The sequence below is a fragment of the Natrarchaeobius versutus genome (assembly GCF_041205745.1).
GTDB lineage: Archaea > Halobacteriota > Halobacteria > Halobacteriales > Natrialbaceae > Natrarchaeobius > Natrarchaeobius versutus.
This window is the reverse complement of record NZ_JBGFCC010000003.1, coordinates 283,013-309,513: the sequence shown is the minus strand read 5'-3', so window position 1 is coordinate 309,513 and position 26,501 is coordinate 283,013. Positions and strand designations below refer to the sequence as shown.

The following is a 26,501-nucleotide window of genomic DNA, read 5'->3' as shown; positions in this document are numbered from 1 at the left end:
ACTATATATTCACGAACCGCGGGCATTCTGTCAGAGTAATGTCTCGCATAACGAAACCATCCCTGTGCGAGTATCCCCCATGAGCGTTATTCGCCAGCCCGGCGTTCTCGGCCGAACCACCCGGCGACGCGTCGTCGGAGTCAGCGTCGCGTTCGTCGCCGCGGCGGTCGAAACGCTCGCTGTGGGCGTCTGGTTTCTCCTCCTCGTGAGCTCCCCGTCGACATCGACCGCACTCGCCGGACTCGGGATACTGTTCTGTGGTTCCTTGCTCCGGACGGGGCTGTTCGGCGTCGCGACGAGCGACCTCGACGAACTGATCCGGCCCTGGCGTCTGGGTGCCGCACTGGCCATGACCGCCGGTTGGGTCGTCTGGCTGTTCGTCGCACAGTCCATCGGCGGCCCGATCGGTCTCGCCGTCGCGACGCTCGTCCTCGTTGGCGCACTCGTCGCCCAGTTTCTCTTCGAACGGTACGTGTTCAGACTTCGCCCGCCCGCCCAACTCGAGGTCACACCCATCCTGTCGGCGACGTTGCTGGCCCTGGGTGGCGCCGCGCTTCTCGCGTCGGTCTGGTTCGTCGATCTCGCCCTCGTCTCGCCACCGATCTCGATCGACACCACGACGCTCGTCGTCCGCATCGAGGCCATCCAACTCGCCGCCGTCGCCTTCGGCGTGCTCGCGTTCGTCGCACACCAGCGACGATTCCAACGCCTCCTCGAGTCCTGACGTCGATCACTTGCCCTCCGCGCCGACGTTCTGATCGCTCTCGAAGGAGTCCGGATCCGGCTCGATCGTCGCGTACTGCACCGCCTGTCGCCCGAGCGTCGCGATTCGCTCCTCGAGTTTCGCATCGGCGAACGCGCCGTCCTCGAGTACCGAGTGCGAGTTCGGAACTGCCGCCTGGTGGGGAATTACCCACGCGTTCAACGCGCGACAGACCGATCGCATGTGCTCGAGTGCCGTCACCGGAAACGATCCACCGGAGACGGCGAGCAAGCCGACGGTCGTCTCTTCGAACTCCTCGAATCCACAGTAGTCGAGTGCGGTCTTCAGCGGCGAGGAGTACGAGCCGTGGTACATCGGCGAGCCGAGGACGATCGCGTCGGCGCGCCGCAAACGTGTGGCCAGCGCTTCCGCGTCGCCGGCCGCTTCGCGCTTGCGATCCGGATCGAACGTCGGCAGGTCGTACTCCACGAGATCGACCAGTTCCGTACTCGCACCCGCCCGCTCGGCCGACTCGAGCGCTCGCTCGATTCCGACGCGAGTGACGCTTTCCTCACGGAGGCTCCCACAGACACCGACGACGTGGACGTCAGTCATTGGTTGGTCCACGGCTTGCAAACGCAAATGGATTCGCACCGACTGACACGAGAGGACGGTGAGTCGAAACGGTTACCGCCGGAGCCGGGCGGCTGTCTCGCCATCTCGGTTTTCGACCTCGACCAACCCGTCGTCCTCGAGGTCGGAGAGCAGTCCCTCGAGCCACTCGCGACCGTACTCGCCGTCTGGAGCGTAATCGACCCGGATCCGGTGGCCCAGCGGATCGATCTCGAGTTCGTCGTACTCCCGGAGCGTTCCGACGACGCGCCCGCGAAACTGCCGGCGACTTCCCTCGAAGCTCGGTTGCGTGGGAACGTCGGGGGCGGTGAAATCGCCGCTCGCGTAGGCACCACACCACTCGCGCCAGGGACAACCGGCCTCCTCACAGCGAGGCGTCTGCCCGCAGGCGACGCCGCCGAGTTCCATGATCGCGTTGTTCCAGACCCGCGATCGGCCCTCCGGGAGCAGGTCGTTGGCCGCCCCCTCGAACGCCGCGTCGTCGTCGGGAATCGAAAACGCCCGATAGCAGACTCGCTTGACGTTCGTATCGACCACCGCGTCGCCGGCGTTGAACGCGAAACTCGCCACCGCGTTCGCGGTGTATGGGCCGACGCCCATCAGCTCCTCGAGTTCCTCGGGCGTCTCCGGAAACTCGCCGTCGTACTCCGTCTCGATCTGGGTGGCCGCTTCGTGGAGGTACTTCGCCCGGTTGTTGTAGCCGAGGCTGTGGTCCGTCCAGAAGCCAACCACGTCGGCCCGGTCGGCCGCCGCGAGTTCCGCGGTGGTCGGCCAGCGCTCGAGAAACTCCTCCCAGGCCTCGACGACCCGCCCCAACTGGGTCTGTTGGCTCATCACCTCGCTGACGAGGATCGCGTACGGATCGTCGGTCCGGCGCCACGGAAACTCCCGGTGGTCGTCCTCGTACCACGCGATCAGCGCCTTCTGAACCGCCTCGAGATCCTCGGGGAGGTCCCACGCGTCGTCTCCCTCCTCGGCTTCGCCGGTCATCGACGGCCGTTGGGACGGCGTCCGTTTAGCCGTGATGATTCGAGAGCGACGGCGATCGGGCCGAATCGGTGACGTCCAGACGCCGGCGCGAGAACCCTACTTCTAAGCCCCCCGGCGCCGCATCGACGCACATGCGACCGCCGGCACAGAACGCGGAACTGGCGCTTCTCCTCGAGGTCGCGGGCACGCCCAAACCGGGCAACGTCGACCGCCGACGCGACCTCGATGACCTGCGATTCGAACACTTCCTCGCGGGCGCCGTCGGCGCTCGTGACGGCCTCGAGATGGCGGCCAACGGCGCGTCGGTCGGACCGGCGTTCGAACGGGCCGTCGACGGAATGGCCGCCCAGGGGGGCGACAACACCCAGTTCGGCGCGTTGCTGTTGCTCGTTCCGCTGGTTCGCGCGACGCGGGAAACGGTCTCCCAACCGGTCGTCGAATCCGTCGTCGAGGGGACGACCGTCGCCGACGCCGCGGCGTTTTACCGGGCGTTCGAGCACGTCGACGTCTTCGTCTCCGATCCGCCCGCAGAGATGGAACCGCTCGACGTCCGACGCGGATCCGACGCCGTCCCGACCCTCGAGGAGCGGGGCCTGACGTTGTTCGACGTTATGGACAGAAGCGTCCCGGGCGACGACGTCGCCCGCGAGTGGACCCACGGCTTCGAGCGCTCGTTTCTCACCGCACAACGACTCGCCGACGCCGGCGGGACTCCCTCCGAACGAACGGCCTCGGTCTTTCTCTCCTTGCTCGCCGAGCGACCCGACACACTCGTCGTCAAACGCCACGGCGAGGCCACCGCACGCGAGGTCGCCGACCGCGCGGCCGAACTTCACGAGCGCGACGCCCTCGAGACGGACCCCGACGTCGTCGACGCCTTCGCCGACGACCTCGTCGAACGCGGCGTCAACCCGGGGACGACGGCCGACGTTACCGCCGCCGGGATCTTCATCGCCCTCGAGTGCGGATCTCTCGAAATATGACCGGCCCGAACGACGATCCAACCGACACTGCGGGCGACGAACGGGCCGCCGACTGGCCGATCTCGCTGTCGGGCGTCACCGAATCCGTCGTGACCACGCTCGGACCGAACGACCGCTGGAACGCCGCCGCACTCGGCCTGTTTGCCGGCGATCCCGTCACTGCGAGAACCTGGGGAAACACCCGAACGAAGCGGAACTTCCACCGCCGCGGCGAGGGGTACGTCCAGTTCGTCGACGACCCCGTCGTCTTCGCCGAGGCCGCGCTCTCTCTCTACGAGATCGACGATCCGATCCTCGAGGAAGCGACCGCCTGGGTTCGGATAGCAGTCGACTCAGTCGAGACGGGAACCGACGACGGGACCGAGTGGGAGGAGTGGGCGATAGAGCCCACCGACGCCGCGATCGTCAGAACCGAGGTGCCGACGATCGACCGCGGGTTCAACGCCGTCGTCGAGGCGACGATCGCCGCCTCGCGACTCGACGTCGACGGCTACGACGAATCGACCCTCCGCGAGCGCCTCGGACACTACGACTCGATCGTCGACCGCGCCGGCAGTCCGCGTGAACGAGAGGCCCTGGAACGCGTCCGTAAACACTCGAACTGGTAATCTCACGCCCCCCTCGAGCACTCGAACCGGTGACGTCCGCATCCACACTCCACCGGTCCGAGAGTTTATAACAGAAGGCGCGGCCAGGACCGGCTACATGGTACTCCACTTCAGACGCGCGACGGGCGTGTTCGTCCGGACGATGCCGTTCGTATTTCTCCGAATGGGCGTCGGCATCCTCCTCGGGATCATTTCGATTCTCTACTTCGGGACCGTCCTCTGGCTCGGCTTTCGACTCCTCGAGTCGGGGTCGGTCTCCGGCCCGATCGCAGGAATCGGATTGTTGCTCTCCGTCGGCGTGTTCATCGCCGGATGGCGGCTGTTCAGTCGGTACGTGCTGTATCTGGTGAAAGCCGGACACATCGCGGTCATCGCCCACGCCGTCGAAACGGGAGAAGTGCCATCCAACCAGCTCCGGTTCGGAAAGGACCGGGTCGCGGATCACTTCGCCGAGGCGAGCGTCCTCTTCGCCGTCGACCAGGCGATCAAAACGGTAATCAAGCAGTTCAACGACGGCGTCGTCTCGCTCGCGAGCATCGCCTCGCTCGTCCCCGCGCTCCGGACGGTGATCCGCCTGATCGGAAAAGCAATCGCGATCGCCTCCTCGTACATCGACGAGGCGATCATCGCTTACATGTTCACCAACCCGGAGAAAGACGCCTGGAACGCGGCCAAAGACGGCGTCGTCCTCTACGGGAAAAACTGGAAACCAGTACTCGGCTCCACCCTGTTGATCGTACTCGGCATGTACGCGACGGGATTTCTCCTCCTAGTAGCACTCTCACCGGTCGCAAACCTACTGAGCGGGCTCTCGTCGACGCTCGAGCTAGCGAGTTGGGCGGTCCTCGTCGGACTGTTTCTGACAGTCTACGTCGGCCTCCTCAAACCGTGGGTGAAGACCGTCGTCATCACGACCTTCATCGTCGAATCCCGTGATTCGACGCCGGACAGCGCGACCGTCGACCGGATCGCCGACCGCTCGGAGAAGTTTTCGGAACTCGTGAGCAAGGCCGAGGACGAACGTCCGGACGAAAGCCCTCATGATCCCAATCCGACACCGGTCGCGGGTGCGAACACGCAATGACGGCGAATCACCGGATTCAGACAACGCCCGGGCCAAGAGAAAGGGATTAAGAGCCTCTGGACGGAACTTCTTCCTATGGCAATCAAACCGGCCTACGTCAAGAAGACCGGGAACCTCCTCCTGGAGCGGTACCCGGATGCGTTCACGACCGACTTCGAACAGAACAAAGAGAGCGTCTCGAAGCTCACGAACGTCGAATCGAAAGGCGTTCGAAACCGCATCGCCGGCTACGTCACCCGAAAGAAAAGCGCACAGATTCCCGCGTAATCCGACCTTTTACACTCGAGTTCGAAGCCTCGAGCCGCTGGACCCGGATTCCGCGAACTGACTCGTCGAAAACGTATCAGATGATCTGTTGTCCGCCAGTTCCAGCACAAACGCGACCCAGAGCGGTCGCGTCGGGAACTCGGTACAGCAAACCGTCTCAGTGGTCGAATCCCGGTTCCATGTAGACTGCCGCGACGAGTGCGACGACGGCGACGAACATCGCCGTCATAAATCCGGACATACCGTTGACGATGTTCATCTCCGTCCCGACGAGCAGAAGCTCTTCACCCTGGTACCCCGTCCAGGCGAACAGGATCGCAACGAGGACGCACAGCCCCGCCAGCGCCGCAGCGGCGATACTGAATCTGGTCTCGAACAAACCGGTCTCGCCAGTGTTCGTCGACGTACTGGTCATCGGTTCCACCCCGAATAGTCGGCCGTCACCGATCGAAGCGAACCCACCAGAGGGTCGCGTTCGGACGGGAGTTCTCGTGGTTGCATCGTTCGCTAGGTCTCACCCGGTTTTCTTAATATCTTCTATCGTCGCCACTGCGCCTCACTGCGTACTTGATCCCCGGACAGATCGGCGGTCAGCGTGTACATCGATGCAGTTGTTGCTATAGACACACCGCCGTTTCGAGTCTCAGCGTCGACGAATCAGAGTCGGAAATCGTGCGTATCGGTCGATTGACCCGTACCGACGAAAACCCAAACGGTTTTGCGGGCACGTCCCCGAATAGCCGAAAATGGCAGTAAGAGTAGGCGTACTCGGCGCAACCGGTGCCGTTGGACAACGACTGATTCAGCTTCTCGAGCCGCATCCGGAGTTCGAAATCGCCGCCCTAACCGCGAGCGAATCGAGCGCCGGTAAGACGTACGGACAGGCGGCCAAGTGGCGCGTGAATAGCCCGATTCCGGACGATATCGCAGAGATGACCGTCACGGCAACCGAACCGGAGGCCGTCCCCGACGACGTCGATCTCCTCTTCTCGTCGCTTCCCTCGAGCGTCGGCGCCGAGGTCGAACCGACGTTTTGTGAGGACGGCTACGTCGTCTCCTCGAACTCCTCGAACAGCCGAATGGCCGACGACGTCCCGCTGGTCATCCCGGAGGTCAACGCCGAACACCTCGACTTGCTCGAAGTCCAGCGCGACGAACGCGGCTGGGACGGAGCGCTCGTGAAAAATCCCAACTGTTCGACGATCACGTTCGTGCCGACGCTCGCCGCACTCGCCGAGTTCGGCCTCGAGACGGTCCACGTCGCGACGCTTCAGGCGGTCTCCGGTGCCGGCTACGACGGCGTCACCTCGATGGAGATCATCGACAACGCGATTCCCTACATCGGGAGCGAGGAGGACAAACTCGAGACCGAATCGCGCAAACTGTTAGGCGAGTTCGACGGCGCGTCGCTTACCCACGACGAGGTCGAGGTCGCCGCCTCCTGTAACCGGATTCCAACGATCGACGGCCACCTCGAGAACGTCTGGGTCGAAACCGAAGACCCGCTCTCGGTCGAGGACGCGAAAACCGCGATGCGAGAGTACCCCTCCCTCGACCTCCGGTCTTCGCCCGATCAGTTCATCCACGTCTTCGACGATCCCGACCGTCCGCAACCGCGGATGGATCGGACGCTCGGCGACGGAATGGCGATCGCCGCCGGCGGACATCGCGAATCGACGTTCGGCCTGCAGTACAACTGTCTGTCTCACAACACGATCCGTGGTGCCGCCGGCGCGAGCGTCCTGAACGGGGAACTGTTGCTCGAGAACGGCTACCTCTAACGAACTACTCCGAGTTCGTCTGCGGGAGCGCAACGACCGGAACGGACGCTTCTTTGACCATCCGTCTCGCGACGTCGCCCGTGAGTAACTCCGCGATCCGATTACCCTCGCGTGGATTGAAGACGACCGCATCCGCGTCTCGATCGCGTGCGGCATCGAACACTGTTTCGACGATATCCGTCCCGTAGAGCGTCTCAGTCTCGACCGTCGCCGGCGAGTTCGCTAAGGCCTCCCGCGCCCGGTCGAACATTTCTTCGGCGTACTCCTCGCGCTGTTCCATTGGCGCCTTGTCGATTCCCCCACCTGCTTTCTCGATGACGTTGACCACGACGACCGTACTCGTCGACGCAAGGTGTGGCTCGAGCCCCCGCGTCGTCCGCTCGCCGTCGTCCGGATCGGCGACGGGAACGACCACGGTGGCGTCGAACGTGAGCGTCATCGCGACTCACCCGTCGGCGCTCGTGAAGATCGAACGGACGGTCCACCGGACACGGAGACGATCGCTGACGTCATCTTCATATCCGTGGTTCGGCCCACCGCGTCAAAAAGGTGTGCGAGAACGGAAGCCGGCGAACTACTCCGACGACTACGCCCGTCTCCCCTCTACCGTTCGGACGGACCGCTACCAGTTGACCGCTGGATCAACAGGTGGGCCGTGATTTCGTCGTGGTGACCGACAACAGTTCGTCCCGTGGCTATCGGTGTACCGATTTGTCGGTGTTCTCACGGATGGATCACGGTTACACTGGCAACGACTTACACCACCCTCTCTCAGGGGAGAACCTGATTCTTCAGGTCACCATCCAAGCCGTCCTCGTCGAACCGGCTTGCGTTCTCCGCGACGATGTCCGCCAGTCGCTCGTAGTACTCTGGCGTGTGACCCGCGTTGTGTGGCGTGATCTGGACGTTCTCGAAGTTCCACAGCGAGTGGTCCTCGGGCAGGGGCTCCGGATCGGTGACGTCCAGGGCCGCACTCCGAATCCAGTTCGATCGAAGCGCGTCCACCAGCGCATCCGTATCGATCACCGGCCCGCGCGCGATGTTGACGATCGTCGCGTCCGGATCGATCGTCATCAGTGCCTCGCGGTCGACGAGTCCACGCGTCGTTTCGGTCAGCGGGCACGCGAGCACGAGGTAATCGGTCCGAGCGAGTGCCTCGTGGAACGGCCCGTCTTCGAACCCGATCACCTCGTCCGTCGGCCCACCCTTCTCCGGCGAGTACCGGACGCCGATCGTCTCGACGTCGAACGGCTCGAGACGGGTACAGACCGCGCGTCCAATCGCACCCAGACCGACGACCGTCACGGTCGACCCCTTGAGTTCGTAAGCCTGGTAGTGGCGCCACTCCCGCCGTCGCTGTCGACGCGCCGCGACGTGGAACCGACGGGTCGACCAGAGGATCGCTCCGAGGACGTGTTCGCCGATGTTGGGGCCGTGGACGCCCGAGGCGTTGGTCACCGTAACGCCGCGTTTCTCGAGTCGATCGAGCGGCAAGTGACCGGTTCCCGCGTACGCACACGCGAACACCGCCAGATTCTCGGCACTCTCGAGGAGGTCGTCCTCGAGGACCATCCCCGTCACGAACTCGGCGGTCCGGATCGCTTCGCGCTCCTCAGACGGCGTTCGAGCCAGTCGGATCGTCCGCTCCGGCAGTCGTTCTCGAAGTGCATCGGCGTAGCGCTCGATCGGAATTCCGTGTGTCCCTTTCCGAAGGACCAGTACGTCCGGGTCGTCGCTTTCCGTCTCGCTACCGTAGCCGGATTCAGCCATGTCCGTTCACTCGAACCGATAACGCAAAAGCGTTCGTTCCACCGGGTCATCCTTCTCGACGCGAATTTCATGCGGTTTAATACGGGTGGCCGACTCCTGACGGAGTATGGAACGCGTTGACGTCGCGATCGTCGGCGGCGGACCCGCAGGTGCCTGTGCGGCCGAACAAGCGGCCGCCCACGGCGCCGAGACGGTCCTCTTCGAGCAAGGAGTTCCGCGGGAAGACCGCGTCGAACTGGGGCCGGACTCGACCGACGCCGCCGGCATGCTCGACTACTGGATCGACATCATGGACTTCGACTACCGGGAGATCCCGGACGACGTCATCCACCGTGAACTCGAGGGAACGGCGTTCATCGGCCCGGAGAGCCGGGTGGAACTGACCACGACGGGAATCGACGCCAGCTATCCGGAGTTCGGCTACACGTTCCACCGCGCCCGGATGGACGACTGGCTTCACGAACGTGCGACCGATGCCGGCGCCGACCTCCGGATCGGTACCGCAGTGAGCGACCTCGAGACCGATCTCCGCGCCTCGAGCCCGAACGGGCCCACCCACACGCTGACGCTCTCGAACGGCGACCAACTCGAAGCCCAGTACGTCGTCCTCGCGGACGGTCCCCAGCGACGAATCACGCTCGACGCGCTCGATCAGTTTACCGCCCCCGGACGGAGCGTCTCCGACTACCTCTCCCCACCCGAAGCAAATCACATCGCCTACCAGGAGTACCGCGAGTTCCCGGAGGAACTGTTCGCCGAGTTCGAAGACTGGCTCAAATTCTGGTGGGGCTACATGCCCGGCGAAACCGCCTACCCCTGGATCTTTCCGAACGACGGCACGGTCGCACGCGTCGGACTCACGATGCCCATCGGGATGGAACTCGAGGATGTCGACAATCCGGGCTCGTACAAACTTCTCGAGCCAACCGACGACTCGCTCCCGTCCGGCTCCGAGTACATCTCCCGCCTCCTCGAACTCGAGTACGGCGACGAGTACGACGTCGAAGCGGACATCCCGATCGTCGAGGACCGAGGGAAATCCAAGGGAACCGAAACGTACCCGATCTCTTCGACCCGACCGATCGACTCCCCCGTCGGGGCGAACGTCGCCGTCGCCGGCGGCGCGATGGGAACGACCTCCGCGTTTCACGAGGGTGGCTACCACGTCGCCGTCCGCTCCGGCAAGATCGCCGGCCGCCTCGCCGCAACCGACTCCCTCGAGAACTACAACGAACGCTGGAAGCACGCTATCGGCGACGAAATACTGCGAAACGTTGCGTTCGCCGACATCGTCGCCGACTACGAACCCGACGACTGGGACTGGGCGTTCGACGTGGTCAACGACATGCAAGGCAACAGCGCCGAGAACGTCCTGATCTCGAAACGCTACTCCGCCGGCCTCGACGCGACGAAAATCGTCGCGGCCTACAAACGCCGGAAGTTCAAATACCGTGACGGTCGGTACGTCCAACTCGCCGAAGACGACTTCTTCTACTGATCGCGTCCCCGCGATATGTCAAACGACGACTCAACGATTACCCGAATCAACGTCCCGGTTCACCCGTTTCTCGGTTCGTGAAATCTACCATCTGCCGGGTAACGGACGACGCTGCGAACGCTCCGCGTCTCACCCGAAGGTGGCGGCGAGGTAATCGAGCCCGAACCCAAGACGTACAACGATCCAACTGAGGAGTGAGGCGGAACGTGCGACGATCTCCGGAAAGCGTAAACGGATCAGGACCCTGTGATAGGATGCGTGCCTTTAGTCCCCGTCCGAGCAAACCCATTCGGGTGCAATGACAGCACGGCGAACCCGGGCACGCGACAGCGCCGGGGTGCGCGACGAATCCCCCGCCCGGCACGAGGGTTAGCCAGCCGACGCGGCACGCCGCCACGGGATGAGGCTGGACGTTAGTGTTCCGGGCGATACCTTTCGTACTCGAGTGGTGACGACCACGGCCGTCGCTACCGATTTTCCGTGAGCTCTGCCGATAACGATACCCTATCGAGTTCCACACGCTCGCTCTGCTCGATCGTCTCCCGAACTGAGTCGAACCCATCCGTCGTAGCTACGGCCCCGTTCGCTCGCTCGTAGTCGATGACCCCGACGTCCGCCAATCGCGGCAGATGATTGTGGATCAACGAAATCCTCACGTGATCTTTGTCCGGTTCCCCTTGCTCTCGGCGAGCAACCGCTCGAGTCAGTTCCTCCACCGTCGTCTCCTCGACCTCGTGGAGGTGGTACAACACGCATCGGCGCCGCGTCTCCGATAACATATCGTACACCGAATCGAGGAACGCCCCCTCACAATTTTCCATACACCGGCTCTTTACACACAGTCGAATAAGACTCGTCCCAAAAATATTTGGGTGTGAGAGGAGTCTTCGCCGCTCCGAACCGACCGTTCGAACCGTGAGAACGTCTCGAGAGTGGACAATTGCCTCGAAAAACGGATTTTACGGTGACGATAATCGTTGATTACACGATCACCGAAAACCTCACACCACACCCGCGACACACCCCGCCGCAATGTAAACTACCCCACCAGCCACAGCTCTCGCTGTCGCTCGTAGGGTAAGTAAGTATGAATGGGGCGGCGAATCCACGTTCCCAGAGGGTCTCCCACTCCAGTAGTTGCGGATACGCAGGCGAGCTTATCTTCCGTGTTCGGGATGGGTACGGGAGGAACCCCGCCGCTCTGGCCGCCTAACGCCGATCAACGGAATCGAACCGTCGTCACACCAGTATCGGTGGCTGTCGAAACCGTGTGTATGTGTAGTCCAGTTCGCGCCTGGATCCGTTCTCCGGATCCCGATCCAATGCGAATATGATTGTGTGGCTTGGCCTGTTAGTGCTCGCGGGCTCAACGTCTCGTTGCCTCGACGCGTACACCCCGAGTCTATCGAACTCGTCTTCTACGAGTGGCCTCGGTGGTTCCTCGTTTTCAGGTGGGTTTCGAGCTTAGATGCGTTCAGCTCTTACCCCGTGGTGCGTGGCTGCCCGGCACGTGCTCTCTCGAACAACCGGTACACCAGTGGCACCCATTCGTAGTTCCTCTCGTACTATACGAACGTTCCCGTCAGGAACCATAACACCCCCAATAGATAGCAGCCGACCTGTCTCACGACGGTCTAAACCCAGCTCACGACCTCCTTTAATAGGCGAACAACCTCACCCTTGCCCGCTTCTGCACGGGCAGGATGGAGGGAACCGACATCGAGGTAGCAAGCCACCCGGTCGATATGTGCTCTTGCGGGTGACGACTCTGTTATCCCTAAGGTAGCTTTTCTGTCAGCAATTGGCCGCATCAAGCAGCCTAATTGGTTCGCTAGACCACGCTTTCGCGTCAGCGTCCGTCGTTGTGCCGGACACTGTCAGGCTTCCGTATGCTCTTGCGCTCTTTCCCGAGTCTCCGACTCGGGTGAGGAAACCTTGGGGCGCGCTCGATATCTTTTCAAGCGCGTACCGCCCCAGTCAAACTGCCCGGCTACCAGTGTCCTCCGCCAGGAGTGAGAGTCGCAGTCACCATCGGGTAGTATTTCAATGCTGCCTCGGTGGCCCGCTAGCGCGGGTACCTGTGTAATGGCTCCTACCTATGCTGCACAATGGCGACCACGTCTCAGTGACAGCCTGCAGTAAAGCTCTATAGGGTCTTCGCTTCCCCTTGGGGGTCTCCAGACTCCGCACTGGAATGTACAGTTCACCGGGCCCAACGTTGGGACAGTGGCGCTCTCGTTCATCCATTCATGCAAGCCGCTACTGAAGCGGCAAGGTACTACGCTACCTTAAGAGGGTCATAGTTACCCCCGCCGTTAACAGGTCCTTCGTCCCCTTGTACGGGGTGTTCAGATACCTGCACTGGGCAGGATTCAGTGACCGTACGAGTCCTTGCGGATTTGCGGTCACCTATGTTGTTACTAGACAGTCGGAGCGCCCGAGTCACTGCGACCTGCCTCTTCGCGAGGCAGGCATCCCTTATTGCGAACGTACGGGACTAACTTGCCGAATTCCCTAACGTCGGTTGTTCCCGACAGACCTTGGCTTTCGCCGCCACGAGTACCTGTGTCGGATCTCGGTACGGACAGTGTGCTTGCCTTTTCACGGGCTCTGGGTTGACCTGACTTGCGCTATCCCACCATTCGACCGCTTCCTGCCATTACGGCTTCCACGGTCTTCGATGGTTCGACTGGGCGAAAGCCCAGCTCAGGCGGCCCCAAAGCGTTGGCTTTGAGTGCACACTGGCATAGGAATATTAACCTATTTCCCTGTTGTCTGCTTCGACTTACGGGCAGACTTAGGACCGGCTAACCCTCGGCTGATCAGCATTGCCGAGGAACCCTTACTCGTTCGGCCGTCGGGGTTCTCACCCGACTAACGCTGCTACTATGACCAGAATTTTCGTTACTGAACGGTCCACACGACTTCTCAGCCGTGCTTCCACCCGAACAGAACGCCAACCTACGGAATCACTCGATCAAGAGTGCCGCTAGGTCTCGGTGGTGGACTTGAGCCCCGATCATTTTCAGCGCCCCGAACCTCGGCCGGTAAGCTGTTACGCTTTTCTTAGAGGGTAGCTGCTTCTAAGCTCACCTCCCGGCTGTCTAGGGCTCGGGACCACTTTCGATCGCACTTAGTCCACACTTGGGGACCTTAACCCAGCTCTGGGTTGTCTCCCTCACGGTACACAGACTTACTCCGCGCACCGGACTCCCTGCGTCAAACGGCGTTCGTAGGTTCGGAGTTGGACAGGGAGGCACACTCCTCTCGGAGTGCGGTCTCCCAATCCGTCGCTCTACCCCACGAACTACCTCGGCAGAGGTCATGCTTCGACATGTTTCGGTTGGAACCAGCTGTTTCCGGATTCGATGGGCCTTTCACCCCTAGACATAGGTCACGCGAGGGTATTGTAGGACACCAACGCTAGCGGGCCTCCACGTGGCTTTCGCCACGCTTCACCCTGCCCATGCCTAGATCATCCGGTTTCGGGTCGTGCCCGATTGACTCCCCGCGCTTGAACACGGCGGCCCTCACGCAAAGCGCTGCGGCCATGTCGGTTTCCCTACGCCTTCCCCGATACTCGGGTTAGACTCGTCAATCAGGCACACTCTCTGGTTCGTTTTTCAAAACGTACGACGGAACACCGGCTTCCTAATCTTCCTACTGGAGACTCGCGTCTCGGTCGTTGTGATCAGGACCTTGTATGCCCCGTCGCTCTATCGCCAACTGATTTCACGCCCTATTGCACCTCCCTTTGTGGGGTGCTTTTCAGCGTTCGTTCACACTACTTGTTCGCTATCGGTCTTGAGGAGTGTTTAGTCTTCGCGGTCGATGCCCGCGATATTCACGAGGGATATCCAACCCCCGATACTCTGGAGCTGACTCGTTCCGTACTGATCGACGATACGGGACTGTCACCCTGTCTCGTACTCTGTTCCAAGAGACTTCTCGTCGATGATCGGGAAGTGATCGTCAGTCCGAACACCACATTGCCCGTGAAGGCTTCGGTTTGGACTGCGTCGCGTTCATTCGCCATTACTAACGACATCGCGTTTGCTTTCTTTTCCTGCCGGTACTAAGATGTTTCAATTCCCGGCGTTCCCCATTGCGCGAAGCAATTGCGGTGGGGATTCCCATTCGGAAATCCTGAGTTCTTCCCCTCCGTGCGGGTCCCTCAGGCTTATCGCAGCTTGGCACGTCCTTCTTCAGCTCTCAAGCCGAGCGATCCACCAGCTGGCACAGTAGCCACGTTCGTCGGATCGGAAACGCGTTGCAAAGCAACGGTTGTGACCCGGGAACGGATCCAGTGGACGCCTGGACTACACGTACACACGGTCTCATCTGCACGCCAGTAGACAGCTGGCCTGCATTAACCCTTCCCACCCACGTTTACACGGGGTGGTGCATCGGTTCAGTCGGATCAGATCGTTGCCCCGTCTCCCACTTAAGGGAAGCGGTTCGCGATCGATCCGGTATGGACCCACTGGGATTCGAACCCAGGGCATCCTCCTTGCAAAGGAGGCACTCTCCCACTGAGCTATGGGCCCACCCTCTCGTCGCCTGACGAGAGAGCATACTGCGAGCCTTGGTAGTTCAAAGGTGCCCGATCGGCCAAACGGCGCGATCGAACGTGGAATGCGTGACGTGAAACGTCACGACTGTGGTGGGCCACCCCGTCGGGGTGGTCCCGGTCTGTGGAGGTGATCCAGCCGCAGATTCCCCTACGGCTACCTTGTTACGACTTAAGCCCCCTTGCGAAGCCCAGATTCGACCCTGTAACAGGGCCTCATCCGGACCTCACTCGGGTGCTTTGACGGGCGGTGTGTGCAAGGAGCAGGGACGTATTCACCGCGCCCTTCTGAGGCGCGATTACTACCGAATCCAGCTTCATGAGGGCGAGTTTCAGCCCTCAATCCGAACTACGACCAAGTTTCGGAGATTAGCGTCGCCTTTCGGCGTTGCATCCCACTGTCTTGGCCATTGTAGCCCGCGTGTCGCCCAGCACATTCGGGGCATACTGACCTACCGTTGCCCGTTCCTTCCTCCAGTTTGGCACTGGCAGTCCACCTAATGTACCCAACCACCTCAAGGGTGTTGCTGGCAATTAGGCGTGCGGGTCTCGCTCGTTGCCTGACTTAACAGGACGCCTCACGGTACGAGCTGACGGCGGCCATGCACCTCCTCTCAATGGCTCAGGTAAGCTCATCACACTGACCGTCACTGCACATTGTCGATGCTGGTGAGATGTCCGGCGTTGAGTCCAATTAAACCGCAGGCTCCTCCGGTTGTAGTGCTCCCCCGCCAATTCCTTTAAGTTTCATCCTTGCGGACGTACTTCCCAGGCGGTCTGCTTCACGGCTTCCCTACGGCACAACACAGGCTCGTAGCCTGTGTCACACCTAGCAGACATCGTTTACAGCTCGGACTACCCGGGTATCTAATCCGGTTCGTGACCCGAGCTTTCGTCCCTCACCGTCGGATCCGTCCTCCTGAGGCGCTTTCGCCACCGGTGGTCCGTCCAGGATTACGGGATTTCACTCCTACCCCAGACGTACCCCTCAGGTCTTCCGGTCCCAAGCCAGACAGTTTCCACCGGACGCCCGCACGTTAGGCGTGCGGATTTCCCGATGGACTTGACTGGCCAGCTACGGACGCTTTAGGCCCAATAAGAGCGGTCATCACTTGTGCTGCCGGTATTACCGCGGCGGCTGGCACCGGTCTTGCCCAGCACTTATTCGCCGACCTCCTTACGGTCGGAAAAAGCGAGGACGATATGCCCTCGCACGTAGAGTCCCCTTATCGCACTGGCGTGCAGTGTAAAGGTTTCGCGCCTGCTGCGCCCCGTAGGGCCCGGTATCTTGTCTCAGATACCGTCTCCGGGCTCTTGCTCTCACAACCCGTACCGATTACTGGCACGGTGGGCCGTTACCCCACCGTCTACCTAATCGGCCGCAGCCACATCCTCTGGCGCCGGAGCGTTTCACGTTCTCTGCAATTCCAGCCTGAGAACGCTATCACGGATTAGCCTCAGTTTCCCGAGGTTATCCGCGTCCAGAGGGTAGTTTGGCCACGTGTCACTGAGCTATCTGCCACGAGTCTGAACTCGTGCGACTAGCATGGCTAAATCGGACTCTACGAGCAATGACCTCCGGCAGGATCAACCGGAATGCTCGTTCTCCCGAGTCTCACTCGGGAGGTTAAATTTGGCGGTGAATGTTGTACACACTCACACATGGTCCACGTTCGGTGTCGCTGATCGCCGACCGATCGGGCGTCACCGAACTACCAAGGCTCACATCAGATCCCATCTGTACGGCGGACCGCAGGGGTAGGATCCTCATCTCCTTCGGACCATATCGTAAGCCACGAAGGGTACATAACCCCTTCGGACTTCGTCGGTCCTCGACTCGTCGTCCCCGACGAGCCGTCGTTTGCATTCACATCCGAATCGCCTTATACACTTAAGGGCGTCGGATCGTCCCCGGCCGAAAATCCGTATCCGGCGAGGACTTCTGCGTATCCTAACAGAGGCACCCTTCGTATATAAGGGCGTCGTCGTGGAGACGCGAACTCCGACGCCATCGAACGCCGACAGCGGTTCGTCGCTGAGACGTCCGAGGCGAGTCAATGCGTATGCTCTCCGTGCCGGAATGCGGCCGGAGAACGCGGCGACCGCCGCCGCGTCGTTCGTACTCTAACCGAGGCCCGGGTCCATACATAAGGCCGTCGAACGAGCAGAGCATCGGAACACGGTACCATGCGAGAGAGTTGCACTGATGGGCACTCGCTCGAGCAGACTGTTGGAGCCGTCGCTCGGCGGTCAGTGTCACGCGGGAGGAGGTCGGTCGGTCATCCCGCCCTCGTAGACGCGGTCGGACCGGATGATGCCCGCGTACACGGAAGTACGGACGCGCACGCGCAAGAAGCCTTCGTGTGCGGGCCGGTCGGGGACCGGAGAGAAGTGAGGCGAACGTATTCGAGACGCCGAGAGCGGCGAATCGAGACGAAATGCATCGATGCGAATAAACCACGTGGGTCGTAAGGGACGAACGAATGGTCCGGGACCCGATCGCCTCGGAGTCGACCCCACCGGCGGAGGAGATCTGCGCCGCGCTCGACGATCCCGACTGCCGAGAGATTATCCGGAATCTCGAGGAACCCATGACGGCTTCTGAGCTTACGAACCGGTGTGACATCCCCCAGTCGACGTTGTACCGAAAGCTCGAGTTACTGACCGACTCGACGTTACTCGAGGAGTCGACCGAGATTCGCCGCGACGGTCACCACGCGAGCAAGTACTCGGTTGCATTCGACGAGATCACGCTCGTCCTGGAGGAGGATCGAACCCTCGGTGTACAGATCGAACGGCCCGCGCGGACGGCCGACGAGCGACTCGCCGAGTTGTGGTCGGAGGTGCGAAAGGAGACATGAGCCCCTACACTGGTGCGACCGAACTCGCCCTCGCGCTCGCGGTCGTGAAGACGCTCGTGTTGGTCGTCGGAAGCGTCATCACGTACTTTGCGTTCAAGGCGTACCGACGAACCAGACAACGTGCACTCGGATATCTCGCCGCCGGCTTCGGCCTCGTGACGCTCGGGTTGGTACTCGCTGGAATGCTCTATGAAATTTTGAACGTCCCACTCGAGATGGGGATCTTGCTCGAGAGCCTGCTCGTCCTCGCGGGCTTTCTGGTGATCGCGTACTCGTTATACGTGCAGTGACTTCGGCCGAAACGGGATACGCAACGGCGCGTTCAGCCGTCGTATCCGGCGTCGTCCATAATTTCCACGAACTCCTCGGTTTCCATCGCCTCCTCGTAGACGATAGCGGTCGCCATCCCGCCGGGGTAGCCGCCGTCGGTGGTGACGTGGTGGACCTTGTGACAGTGTGCGGGGTAGATACCCGGTTCGGCATCGGCCTCGAACTCGAGGGTGTATCGCTCCGCGGGAGCGATGTTGAGGACGTCTTCTTCGTACTGTGCGGATTCCGGTATCGGCGATCCGTCCTTCGCGACGACGGTAAATCGGTGGCCGTGGGTGTGGAACGGGTGACTCTCGTAGCCGTTGTTGGCGACGTTGAGGTGGACGGTGTCGCCCTCGGAGACGATCAGCGGCGTTCCGAGTTCGGGGTGGAACGTCGTCGGGGCGCTCCGGCCGTTGATCGTGTAAGCGTTCGAGGACCGGTCGACGGGGTCGTACTCGGCGTCGCCGCCGGCCTCGCGCTCGTGGAGTCGGGTGTCCCAGTCGCGAAGCGTAAAGAAGTACTCCCGGTCTGGCGGCTCGTAGTCGGCGGGATCGACGCGGAGGATGCCGTACATGCCCATATCGAGGTGGTTGTGGGTCTGGTAGTGACAGTGATAGACGTGGGTGCCGGGCGTATCGCCCTCGAGAACGTAGGTGTGGCGCTCGCCAGGGCCGACGAACTCGCGGTTGGTGACGGGTGCGCCGTCGTCCTCCCAGGATTTGCCGACGGCGTGGACGTGGACCGTGTGGGGTCGGTCGTGGTCGCTGTTGTCGTAGGTGAGTTCGAACGAGTCTCCTTCCGTCATGCGGTAGATCGGGCCGGGAACCGACGGAGCGAGGTCGTCGGCCTGCCAGGCCCACACCTCTGGGAGTTCGACCGGGCCGGCGGGGGCGTCGTCGGTGACGAGTTCGTGGCGCGCCGGCACCGTTCGTAACGTCGATTCGTAGCCCTGTTCGGCGACGTCGACGATCTGTGGCGGTTCCGTGTACGGATGCTGCGTCAGGGGACCCGATTCGTCGGTGTCGTCGTCGGTCTCCGTCGATTCCGGAGCCGCGGAGCCCTCGTCACCGGAGAGCGTAGAGAGACAGCCGGCGAGCGAGCCGAGCGTGGCCGCGCCAGCGATCGAGAGGACGGTTCGGCGACGGACGCCGGAAGCGGTGTTGGACGTCATTGTTCTATCCGACACTCGGGGCCGACGGATGAAGGGGTATCAAGCCGGTTCTCGGCGGCCGAGAACGCCGATGAACATGATCGGGTGTTCCCAGCGGGTGAGAATACGTGTCGACCACGGTTTGACATCCTCCTCCGCCTTCAGGCGGAGGAATCCCGAGCGTTGGGATATTAAGGTTTGCAGTCTCCCTGTTCTCTCGGTGTGAACCGTCCGCTCTCGCGGTCGAACAGGAAGACTCCGGGCTGTGCCAACCAGCCGTTACTCATATCCCCCGTCGGGGGACTCTGAGTTATCTTTCTGCGAATGTTCACCGCACCGTTCACGTCCGCGTTCATTGTCGTCTCGCACGACGAACAGACGTATAGACCACGCTCCACGCGGTTCGCATCTCGAATTTGCCCGCAACACGAACACGTCTTCGAGGTGTTCTCCTCGTCTACTCGGTCAACGAGGATACCGTGTTCTTCGGCCTTGTATTCGAGAAGGCGAACGAATCGGTCGAACTCCCATCCATGGAGTTTCTTGTTCCCCGACTGCCCCCAGTTCCGCGAGTCGCCGTTCTCATCCTCGCGGATGTCGCTGAGGTCGCCAACCGCGGCCTTCCCCACACCCTTTTCGACACACCGCTCAACGATGTGCTTGCTGAGGGTGTGAAGGAAGTGGTCTTTGCGCCGGGAGAGTTTCCGGCGAGCCTTCAACGCACGTTTCGATGGCCCGTTCTCGCCTTCGGTCTGGTACTCCTCACGGGTGAAGTAGTGCTTGTCCTCTTTCAGCGTGTTCCCCGGATACAACTCCGGAGGGCCGTCTTTGTAGTCGATGGCAAGGTAGTTGCTGATACCGAGATCAATCCCCGCCGTGTTATCGCCGGGGGCGTCCTCAACGGGAATTTCTTTCTTGCAGACGAGGTGCAATTCCCACTCGTCGTCCTTCCAGACGGCACGCACCTGCTGGATGTTCTCGACTTCTACGTCAGGCCGGGTTTCGTACTCCGCGAGGATGAAGTCAGACCGATTCTCTTTCAGGTTGAAGCCTTTCGAGAGGCGGAGTTGGCCGTGTTCGTCGTCGTGCTTGATGGCTCGCTTCTTCCACGTGACGGTGGAGCGCGGGTGTCGGTCGCCATGTTTCCGGTAGCCCGGTGGGTTGTTGTCGTCGTCGGAGTTGAACCAACCATTGAACGCCTCAGCAAGTTCTTCGAGAACTCGCTGACTTGACTGAGAATGCAGGTCACTGTAGCGTTCGTGGTCTTTCAACTCCGATTTCAATTCGGCTTCGTCAGGTATCTCACCGTCTTCGTCCCACCGACCTTGGATGTAGTAGCGTCCGATGTTCCACAGTTTGGATGCTGCGAACCCGCACTCATCGAGGTCGTCACGAACCTGACCGTGGTTCGTGATACGTGCGACGTAGGTGCGGGTCGTCTCCAGCATTGTCCATGATCAGTTATGAAAGAGAGTATATTAAAGTCTGTATTTGACGTGGAATATCCGGGTCTGCCGGTGCCGGTGGAATATGTCACTAAGTGACGGCGCGTATCCACGGACTAAAGGCCGTGGTATTGCGCCTGTTCAACGTATAAGGCCCCTGCAAGTCATTGCACACCTGAGCGCCAGACGGAAAGCGCGGTTCGGAACGAGCGAAACGAGTGAGAACCGCGGAATAGCGAGCGGGGAACACAGTGACCCGTGAGCTCGGCGACCAGTGTGCAAATCAGTTCAGCTGTCACTATAGCCGAGAAACTGCAAAATCAGACACGAGGGCACTGTCTAGATGAGGGTTTGAGGAATGAGCAGATGGTGGCGAGAAGTGGTCATGCAACTCGCCAATCTGCTCAGAGAGAGCTTAGACGTGGATTGTGATGAGGTTTGGGAGAACGAGCGCACCCCGACACCCGTCAGGGTGTTCGGGGTGCGCCTGCATTCGATGGGATTGTCCGTTCGGGAGGTCGTAGCAGTGCTCGAATTACTCGGCGTTGACCGTTCTCACGGCGCAATCTGGAACTGGACGCACAAACTCTCGGAGACTCAGAGCGACCCGCCGACGGCGGAGCCGTCGCGGGTCGCGGTCGATGAGAAACAGATCGAGGTCGATGGCGAGAAAAAGTGGCTGTACGCTGCGATTGACATAGAGTCGAAGCTACTGCTCGAAATCGACGTCTTCAGCCGCCGCGGGACTGACCCCGCGGCGGCGTTCTTGCACCGTCTCACCGAGAAACACGATCTCGACGAGACAGAGTTTCTCGTCGATGCTGGCGGCTATCTGACTGCCCTCGCTCGCCATGACTTGAGCGGGCAGCTCAACTACAGCGACCGAAACACCGTCGAAAAGTGGTTTCAGACTGTCTCAATGCGGATCGACCGCTTTCACTCCTTCTGGCGGGGCAGTCCAGCCAGCGCACGCCGCTGGCTCAGACGCTTCAGACACCACTATAACCACGATCGACCGAATCAAGCACTGAATGGCTGCACACCAGCCGAGGAGGTGCTGAACTAGACAGTGCCGACACGAGCTATTTGTTATATTTCGAGGGTTTATAATTATGTCCATAGAAAATATAATCTGTGTATGGAGTTTTCGACTAGAGCCCGAATTATCCCGGTGGATGTGCGTACAACCAGTGAGCTACTAGTAACGGTATTTGCAATTCTGGTAATTGTAATTATTTTATTCCTGATAGCCAGATGGATCTATCGTGATGCGAAGTCTCGAGGAAGTGCCTGGGCATGGCAGTGGGCAACAGGCGTCCCGTTACTATTTTTTCTCGGAATCGAGGTCGGCTTATTATCCTTGATCATATACCTTCTTGTGCGCGAAGATCGTCCAGAGAGTGATTGATTTGAGGTGTTTTCTACAGAACTTGGAGCAATATATTCACACGAGATCTTATCAAACCATTACAATTTGGTCGAATGATTCCACTGAATTTGCAGGAGTGACGAGATCTGCGATGATTGTTTAACGCTGTAAACTGCATCGGGGAGTGTACTTTCACAGAACACTCAGTAAGATTGCACGGAAGACAAACCGAAATGGAACCGTAGTGAGTAAGACACTATCTCGAGAATCGAACGCTGGTCAATCGTCCATTGTTCACTACCGATTCAGCGTGTGAATCGCGTGTCCGAGCGCGTTCTCGGCGGCTTCCATCACCGACTCAGACAGTGTCGGGTGGGCGTGGACCGTCGAGGCGACGTCCTCGAGGGTCGCCCCGAGTTCAATGGCGAGGCCGAGTTCGGCGATCAGTTCCGACGCTTCGGGACCGACGATGCTCGCGCCCAGGACGTACCCCTGGTCCTCGTCGGCGACGATCTTGACGAAGCCATCCGATTCGCCGGTCGTCAGCGCGCGGCCGCTGGCCCGGAAGGGGAACTGGCCGACTACGGGCTCGAGTCCGGCCTCCTCGGCTTCCGTTTCGGTCATGCCGACGGTGGCGATTTCGGGCTCGGTGAAGACGACGGCGGGCATCGCCTGGTAGTCGATGGCGGCCGGTTCGCCCGCGATCACCTCGGCGGCGACCTGTCCCTCCATGCTCCCTTTGTGGGCGAGCATCGGCTCACCCGCGACGTCGCCGACGGCGAAGACGTTATCGACGTTCGTACGCGCGCGCGAATCGGTTTCGATGAATCCGCGCTCGTCGGTCTCGGCACCGACGTTCTCGAGGTCGAGCGTGTCGGAGACGGGTTCACGGCCGACAGCGACGAGGATCTTCTCGACGTCGAGTTCGAGTCGCTCCGATTCGACCGCCTCCGCGCTCTCGGCCCCGCCATCGGACGCGACGTCGTCGACTGGCTCGGCGACGAGGCGAACTCCGCCGTCCGGTTCGTACCACTCGGAGGCGGTGTAACCGAAGTGGAAGTCGACGCCGAGGTCGTTCGCGCGTTTTTTGACCGGTCGTTTGAGGTCGTCGTCGTACCCAGGGAGGATCGACTCGAGCATCTCGATCACGGTGACGTCGGTGCCGAGTTTCGCGAAGACGGTGGCGAGTTCCATCCCGATGTAGCCGGCGCCGACGATCGCCATGGAGTCGGGAACCGACTCGAGGGCGAGCGCCTGTCGCGAGTTCAAGATTGGCGGATCGTCGAACGAGAAATCGGGGATGGAGATGGGGCGAGAGCCGGTCGCGATTATCGCGTGTTCGAACTCGAGGGTCTCCGATCCCTGTCCGTCCCCGCCGTGAGAGACGCGGACGGTATTCTCGTCTACGAACCGGGCGGTCCCCTCGAGCAGGTTGACCCCATTCGCTTTGCAGAGTTTCTCGACGCCGCCGGTGAGCTGTGAGACGACGTCGTCCTTCCAGCCCATCATCCCCGTGAGGTCGATCGCGGGATCGGCGTGGATCCCCATCTCCTCGGCGTGACGGGCCTCGTGTGCGACGTTCGTCGCGGTGATCAGTGCCTTCGAGGGAATACAGCCGTGGTTCAGGCACGTGCCGCCGTAGGCCTCTTTTTCGACGAGCGTGACGTCGAGATCGAGCTGTCCGGCGCGGATCGCGGCCACGTACCCTGCGGGGCCGGCGCCGATGATCAGTACGTCCGTTCCGGTGGTGACGTCTCCGACGACCATTACTCGAGCGAACGGGGCGAGGGGTTGTGTAGGTATGGGACGTCGGCAGGGTCCGGCGACCGAAGCGGTCGTCCCGGACGGTCACTCGAGCAACAGTAGTTCGGGGTTCTCGAGGTACTCGATGACGGTGTTCGTAAACCGCGCGCCGACGGCGCCGTCGATCAGCCGGTGGTCGAACGACAGCGAGAGCGTCAGGACCGAGCGCGGTTCGATCGACTCCTCGCCGTCGCGGTCGACGATCCGCGGTTTGCGCTTGATTTCGCCGATCGCCAGAATGCCCGCCTCGGGGTAGTTGATGATCGGGGTCGCGTACTCGCCGCCGATTCCGCCGACGTTCGTCACCGTAAACGTCGATCCGCGAAGTTCGTCGGGCGAGATCGAGCGCTCTCGAGCCTTCTGGACGAGTTCGTTCATCTCGGAGGACAGTTGCAAGAGCTCCTTGTGGCCGGCTTCTTCGACGACCGGTACCATCAGCCCGACGTCGGTGGCCGTCGCCACGCCGAGGTTGTAGTAATCGCGGTAGACGATCTCTTCGTTTGCCTCGTCGAGCACCGCGTTCATCTCCGGGTACTCCTTCAAAGCGGCGACGACCGCCTTCATGATAAACGGCATGTACGTCAGCCGAATCCCTTGCTCCTCGGCGTGTGGTTTGAGCCGCTCGCGCGCCTCGACGAGGGCCGTCACGTCGGCCTCGTCGTGGTGAGTGACGTGCGGTGCCGAGTATTTCGACTCGACCATCGCCTCCGCGATCCGCTTTCGCACCCCGCGGAACGGTTCGCGTCGCTCGCGTTCGCCCTCGGCGAACTCCGTTCCCTTCTCGGCGGCCCCGAGCGACTCTCCATCCGCTTTTTGGGCCCGCTGTTGGGCCTCGGCGTACTCCCGAACTGCTTCCGGTGTGACGAACGCCTCCCCATTGCGGTCTTCGACGGCAGGGACCGCATCGAGGTCGACGCCCTCCTCCCGGGCGATTCGACGGGTCGCTGGCGCCGCGAGCGTTCGCTCTCGATCGGCAGGTTCGACCTGCTGGGCTGGCATGGCCGTCCCGTCGGATCCAACGGCCCCGCTCGTGTCACCGCCGACGTCCGCCTCGGCCGCGTTCGCTCCGGTCGTCGGTTCTCCCGCATCCGCGTCCCTCGAGCGACCGGTCGTCGTGCTCGCCCCCTCCGAACCCGGTTCTGGGGACTCCGTGGCGACCCCTCCCCCGCTTGCGGCCGCCTGTACGTCCGTGGCGGTGATCCGTCCGCCCGGACCGCTTCCCTCGAGACTCGAGAGGTCGATTCCGGACTCGCGCGCCAGCCGTCTCACGCGTGGCGGCGCGAAGACGCGGTCGCTGGGCGTCTCGATCTCGGCCGTCTCGGCGCCGGGGTCGCCCGCGGACTCCGCGGCGGTACCCCCACCCTCGTCGGTCGCCTCCACAGGAGCGTCGGCGTCGGCTGATTTGCTCACGCGGTCGGTCTCGGTCGCCCCATCGTCCGCTTCGCCTTCGACGTCGAAGGTCACAAACACCTCGCCGACGGGAATCACGTCGCCCTCCTCGTAGCGCAACTCGCGGACCGCGCCGTCGACCGGTGCCGGCACCTCCACGAGCGCCTTGTCGGTTTCGACCTCCGCGACCGGCTGATCCTCGCTCACTTCGTCGCCCTCCTCGACAAGCCACGATACCAGTTCGCCCTCGGCGACGCCCTCGCCGACGTCCGGCAGTTTGAACTCGCGTACCATCTTAGAACTCCATCGCGTCCCGGATGCCGTCCTCGATACGGGCGGCCTCGGGCAAGTAGTAGTCTTCGAGCGCGTACAGCGGGAACGGCGTGTCGAAGCCGGTGATGCGCTCGACCGGCGCCTCCTGGTAGAGCAGTGACTGCTCCTGGAGGGTCGCGACGATCTCGGCGCCCAGCCCGCCCGTCTTCGGCGCCTCGTGGACGATCGCGGCGCGACCGGTCTTCTCGAAGGAATCGACGATGGCGTCCTCGTCGAGCGGCGAGAGCGTTCGAAGATCGACCACCTCGACGTCGATCTCGTCCGCGAGATTGTCGGCCGCCTCGAGCGTCGGCCGGGTCATCGCACCCCACGTGTAGACCGAAATGTCGGAACCCTCGCGCCGGACCGCGGCTTCGCCGATCGGGACCTCGTAGGAGTCGTTCGGAACCTCCTCGCGGAACGCCCGGTAGATGAGTTTCGGCTCCAAGAAGATCACCGGGTCGGGGTCCCGGATCGCGCTCGTCAGCAGCCCCTTCGTGTCGTACGGGGTCGAGGGGACGACGACCTTGAGGCCGGGCTGGTGGACGAACATCGCCTCCGTCGACTCGGAGTGATGTTCGGGCGCGCGGATCCCACCGCCGTAGGGCGCACGAACGACCATGGGACACGTGAATCGCCCGCGCGAGCGCGTCCGAATGCGCGCCGCGTGCGAGACGATCTGGTCGAACGCGGGGTAGATAAAGCCCATAAACTGTATCTCGGGGACCGGCCGCATGCCGTAGGCGGCCATCCCGATCGCCGTGCCGACGATTCCGGATTCCGCAAGCGGCGTGTCGACGACGCGGTCGTCGCCGAACTCCTCGTAGAGGCCTTCGGTCGCGCGGAAGACGCCGCCGTTTTTCCCGACGTCCTCGCCCATGACGATCACGTCGTCGTCACGTTCCATCTCCGCGTGCAATCCGTCCCGAACCGCCTGTACCAGGGTGAGGTTTTCCGATTCTGCGGCCATGTG

The 26,501-nt window shown here is 61.7% G+C and carries 21 protein-coding genes, 1 tRNA gene and 3 rRNA genes; 10 read left to right on the top strand and 15 right to left on the bottom strand.

Annotated elements, in window-relative coordinates; all coding sequences use genetic code 11:
* Positions 1 to 79: 79 nt before the first annotated feature.
* The gene (locus AB7C87_RS09470; protein WP_369729187.1) at positions 80 to 724 is read left to right on the top strand and encodes a hypothetical protein; all 645 of its coding nucleotides are present in this window, start codon (positions 80 to 82) and stop codon (positions 722 to 724) included.
* Between the two features lie 6 nt (positions 725 to 730).
* On the opposite strand, the gene AB7C87_RS09465 is transcribed toward AB7C87_RS09470, so the two are convergent.
* Positions 731 to 1,318 (bottom strand): NADPH-dependent FMN reductase, encoded by a 588-nt coding sequence (locus tag AB7C87_RS09465; protein WP_369729186.1) that lies wholly within the window; start codon positions 1,316 to 1,318, stop codon positions 731 to 733.
* Positions 1,319 to 1,390: 72 nt separating this feature from the next.
* Positions 1,391 to 2,326 (bottom strand): HhH-GPD family protein, encoded by a 936-nt coding sequence (locus tag AB7C87_RS09460; RefSeq protein ID WP_369729185.1) that lies wholly within the window; start codon positions 2,324 to 2,326, stop codon positions 1,391 to 1,393.
* A 131-nt stretch (positions 2,327 to 2,457) separates the two neighbouring features.
* Between AB7C87_RS09460 and AB7C87_RS09455 the strand changes: the two genes are divergently transcribed.
* The 4 genes from AB7C87_RS09455 to AB7C87_RS09440 all read left to right on the top strand — a co-directional run bounded on the left by AB7C87_RS09455 (position 2,458) and on the right by AB7C87_RS09440 (position 5,268).
* Positions 2,458 to 3,309 (top strand): triphosphoribosyl-dephospho-CoA synthase, encoded by an 852-nt coding sequence (locus tag AB7C87_RS09455; RefSeq protein ID WP_369729184.1) that lies wholly within the window; start codon positions 2,458 to 2,460, stop codon positions 3,307 to 3,309.
* Entirely contained in the window at positions 3,306 to 3,917 is a 612-nt protein-coding gene (locus tag AB7C87_RS09450; protein ID WP_369729183.1) for a DUF447 domain-containing protein, read from the top strand. The genes AB7C87_RS09455 and AB7C87_RS09450 overlap by 4 nt, the downstream gene beginning before the upstream one ends.
* Positions 3,918 to 4,014: 97 nt before the next feature.
* A complete protein-coding gene (locus tag AB7C87_RS09445; protein WP_369729182.1) occupies positions 4,015 to 5,001 on the top strand; it encodes a hypothetical protein in 987 nt (328 codons plus the stop codon).
* A 75-nt stretch (positions 5,002 to 5,076) separates the two neighbouring features.
* Positions 5,077 to 5,268 (top strand): 30S ribosomal protein S17e, encoded by a 192-nt coding sequence (locus AB7C87_RS09440; RefSeq protein WP_369729181.1) that lies wholly within the window; start codon positions 5,077 to 5,079, stop codon positions 5,266 to 5,268.
* Between the two features lie 157 nt (positions 5,269 to 5,425).
* Here AB7C87_RS09440 and AB7C87_RS09435 read toward each other — a convergent pair whose 3' ends face one another.
* A complete protein-coding gene (locus tag AB7C87_RS09435) occupies positions 5,426 to 5,683 on the bottom strand; it encodes a hypothetical protein (RefSeq protein WP_369729180.1) in 258 nt (85 codons plus the stop codon).
* Positions 5,684 to 6,014: 331 nt separating this feature from the next.
* Here AB7C87_RS09435 and asd point away from each other — a divergent pair, with 331 nt between their 5' ends.
* On the top strand, positions 6,015 to 7,049 hold the full coding sequence (asd, locus tag AB7C87_RS09430) for an aspartate-semialdehyde dehydrogenase (protein WP_369729179.1): 1,035 nt from the start codon (positions 6,015 to 6,017) through the stop codon (positions 7,047 to 7,049).
* A gap of 4 nt (positions 7,050 to 7,053) precedes the next feature.
* Here asd and AB7C87_RS09425 read toward each other — a convergent pair whose 3' ends face one another.
* Both AB7C87_RS09425 and AB7C87_RS09420 read right to left on the bottom strand, forming a co-directional pair.
* On the bottom strand, positions 7,054 to 7,488 hold the full coding sequence (locus tag AB7C87_RS09425; RefSeq protein WP_369729178.1) for a universal stress protein: 435 nt from the start codon (positions 7,486 to 7,488) through the stop codon (positions 7,054 to 7,056).
* 332 nt (positions 7,489 to 7,820) lie between these two features.
* Positions 7,821 to 8,819: a D-2-hydroxyacid dehydrogenase gene (locus AB7C87_RS09420; RefSeq protein ID WP_369729177.1), complete on the bottom strand. Its 999-nt coding sequence runs from the start codon at positions 8,817 to 8,819 to the stop codon at positions 7,821 to 7,823.
* A gap of 106 nt (positions 8,820 to 8,925) precedes the next feature.
* Between AB7C87_RS09420 and AB7C87_RS09415 the strand changes: the two genes are divergently transcribed.
* Complete coding sequence (locus AB7C87_RS09415) at positions 8,926 to 10,317, top strand: NAD(P)/FAD-dependent oxidoreductase (protein WP_369729176.1); 1,392 nt, start codon at positions 8,926 to 8,928, stop codon at positions 10,315 to 10,317.
* 467 nt (positions 10,318 to 10,784) lie between these two features.
* On the opposite strand, the gene AB7C87_RS09410 is transcribed toward AB7C87_RS09415, so the two are convergent.
* The 5 genes from AB7C87_RS09410 to AB7C87_RS09390 all read right to left on the bottom strand — a co-directional run bounded on the left by AB7C87_RS09410 (position 10,785) and on the right by AB7C87_RS09390 (position 16,485).
* Complete coding sequence (locus AB7C87_RS09410) at positions 10,785 to 11,138, bottom strand: DUF7344 domain-containing protein (RefSeq protein ID WP_369729175.1); 354 nt, start codon at positions 11,136 to 11,138, stop codon at positions 10,785 to 10,787.
* A gap of 270 nt (positions 11,139 to 11,408) precedes the next feature.
* Positions 11,409 to 11,530 (bottom strand): 5S ribosomal RNA (rrf, locus tag AB7C87_RS09405).
* A gap of 120 nt (positions 11,531 to 11,650) precedes the next feature.
* A 23S ribosomal RNA gene (locus tag AB7C87_RS09400) occupies positions 11,651 to 14,571 on the bottom strand.
* Positions 14,572 to 14,792: 221 nt separating this feature from the next.
* Positions 14,793 to 14,864, bottom strand: a tRNA-Ala gene (locus tag AB7C87_RS09395).
* Positions 14,865 to 15,012: 148 nt separating this feature from the next.
* Positions 15,013 to 16,485, bottom strand: a 16S ribosomal RNA gene (locus AB7C87_RS09390).
* The 16S, 23S and 5S rRNA genes sit together here with 1 tRNA gene alongside, the layout of an rRNA operon.
* An 885-nt stretch (positions 16,486 to 17,370) precedes the next feature.
* Here AB7C87_RS09390 and AB7C87_RS09385 point away from each other — a divergent pair.
* Positions 17,371 to 17,748 carry a helix-turn-helix domain-containing protein gene (locus AB7C87_RS09385; protein ID WP_369729174.1) on the top strand — a complete coding sequence of 126 codons (378 nt, stop codon included), beginning with the start codon at positions 17,371 to 17,373 and terminating at the stop codon, positions 17,746 to 17,748.
* Complete coding sequence (locus AB7C87_RS09380) at positions 17,745 to 18,038, top strand: DUF7521 family protein (RefSeq protein WP_369729173.1); 294 nt, start codon at positions 17,745 to 17,747, stop codon at positions 18,036 to 18,038. Before AB7C87_RS09385 ends, AB7C87_RS09380 begins: the two co-directional genes overlap by 4 nt.
* A gap of 32 nt (positions 18,039 to 18,070) precedes the next feature.
* On the opposite strand, the gene AB7C87_RS09375 is transcribed toward AB7C87_RS09380, so the two are convergent.
* On the bottom strand, positions 18,071 to 19,231 hold the full coding sequence (locus AB7C87_RS09375) for a multicopper oxidase domain-containing protein (RefSeq protein ID WP_369729172.1): 1,161 nt from the start codon (positions 19,229 to 19,231) through the stop codon (positions 18,071 to 18,073).
* 170 nt (positions 19,232 to 19,401) lie between these two features.
* Positions 19,402 to 20,658, bottom strand: a complete 1,257-nt coding sequence (locus AB7C87_RS09370) for an RNA-guided endonuclease InsQ/TnpB family protein (RefSeq protein ID WP_369729171.1) — start codon at positions 20,656 to 20,658, stop codon at positions 19,402 to 19,404.
* 382 nt (positions 20,659 to 21,040) lie between these two features.
* On the opposite strand from AB7C87_RS09370, the gene AB7C87_RS09365 reads away from it, so the two are divergent.
* Positions 21,041 to 21,721: an IS6 family transposase gene (locus AB7C87_RS09365; protein ID WP_369729170.1), complete on the top strand. Its 681-nt coding sequence runs from the start codon at positions 21,041 to 21,043 to the stop codon at positions 21,719 to 21,721.
* Positions 21,722 to 22,321: 600 nt separating this feature from the next.
* On the opposite strand, the gene lpdA is transcribed toward AB7C87_RS09365, so the two are convergent.
* The 3 genes from lpdA to AB7C87_RS09350 form a co-directional block, all read right to left on the bottom strand.
* Positions 22,322 to 23,791: a dihydrolipoyl dehydrogenase gene (lpdA, locus tag AB7C87_RS09360; RefSeq protein WP_369729169.1), complete on the bottom strand. Its 1,470-nt coding sequence runs from the start codon at positions 23,789 to 23,791 to the stop codon at positions 22,322 to 22,324.
* 81 nt (positions 23,792 to 23,872) lie between these two features.
* Positions 23,873 to 25,510 (bottom strand): 2-oxo acid dehydrogenase subunit E2, encoded by a 1,638-nt coding sequence (locus AB7C87_RS09355; protein ID WP_369729168.1) that lies wholly within the window; start codon positions 25,508 to 25,510, stop codon positions 23,873 to 23,875.
* Position 25,511: 1 nt separating this feature from the next.
* On the bottom strand, positions 25,512 to 26,498 hold the full coding sequence (locus AB7C87_RS09350; protein WP_369729167.1) for an alpha-ketoacid dehydrogenase subunit beta: 987 nt from the start codon (positions 26,496 to 26,498) through the stop codon (positions 25,512 to 25,514).
* Between the last annotated feature and the right edge of the window lie 3 nt (positions 26,499 to 26,501).